Annotated in this window: 1 protein-coding gene; it reads right to left on the bottom strand. The window is 60.8% G+C overall.

Annotation, left to right across the window (positions count from 1 at the left end):
* Positions 1–943, bottom strand: a 943-nt coding sequence (locus DM807_RS00765) for an immunoglobulin-like domain-containing protein (protein ID WP_342356450.1), incomplete at both ends; no start/stop codon positions are given.

The raw sequence follows: 943 nt of genomic DNA on the forward strand, positions 1-943 counted from the left end.
TTGATGCCGAGGGTGATTTCGCCGCTGTCCAGATAGACGTCATCGCCCTGTGCCGCGTGCTCGTAAGGCGCGCTGGTCTCGCCAGCCTTGATGGTGACCTGGGCATTGTTGCTCAGGGTCACGACCAAGTCGTGCGCCAGGGCGGTGTTGATGTGAACGGTGAAGGTCGGCTTGACGTTCTCGGCCACCGAAGCCTGATCGGCTGTAATAGTGACCTTGACCAAATCGCCTTCGTTGCCCGGAGTACCCGGTTCGTCGGTGACGGTGGTGCTGACCTGGGTTTTATCCAGGGTCAGTTGCTCGAACTTGTCGACGTCTGCGCCTTCAACGGTGGCGATGGACTTCACGACGGGGTCATTAGCACCGACATAGACGTTGTCAGGCGCGGTGACGGTGACCGAAGCCGTGGTGCCGTTGGCCGGGATGGTGATGACGGTAGTGCCGTCGCTCAACGTGAAGGTCAGGGCGCCGTGGTTGTTGATCGGCAGACCGTCTTTGTTGGTCAGGGTGATGGTGTAGGTGATCTCACCGCCCTCGGTGACCGAAGGCGTAGCGGTCAGCTTGGCCACGACTTCGTCGGTGGTGTCGGTCACCTGAACCGAAGCATCGCCGCCCAGTTGCAGGTTTTCGAAGGTACGGCCATCGACATCCACCGCCGACTTGATACCCAGGCTGATCTCGCCCGAGTCTTTGTAGACGTCGTCGCCCTGTGCATCGTGGGTGTACGGCGCGCTGGTTTCGCCCGCCTTGATGGTGACCTGAGCATTGTTGCTCAGGGTCACGACCAGGTCGTGCGCCAGGGCGGTGTTGATGTGAACGGTGAAGGTCGGTTTGACGTTCTCGGCCACCGAGGTTTGGTCGGCGGTGATAGTGACTTTGACCAAGTCGCCTTCGTTGCCCGGAGTGCCTGGCTCGTCGGTTACCTGGGTGCTGACCTCGGTCT

The organism is Pseudomonas hunanensis (assembly GCF_013393325.1).
Taxonomy (GTDB): domain Bacteria; phylum Pseudomonadota; class Gammaproteobacteria; order Pseudomonadales; family Pseudomonadaceae; genus Aquipseudomonas; species Aquipseudomonas putida_P.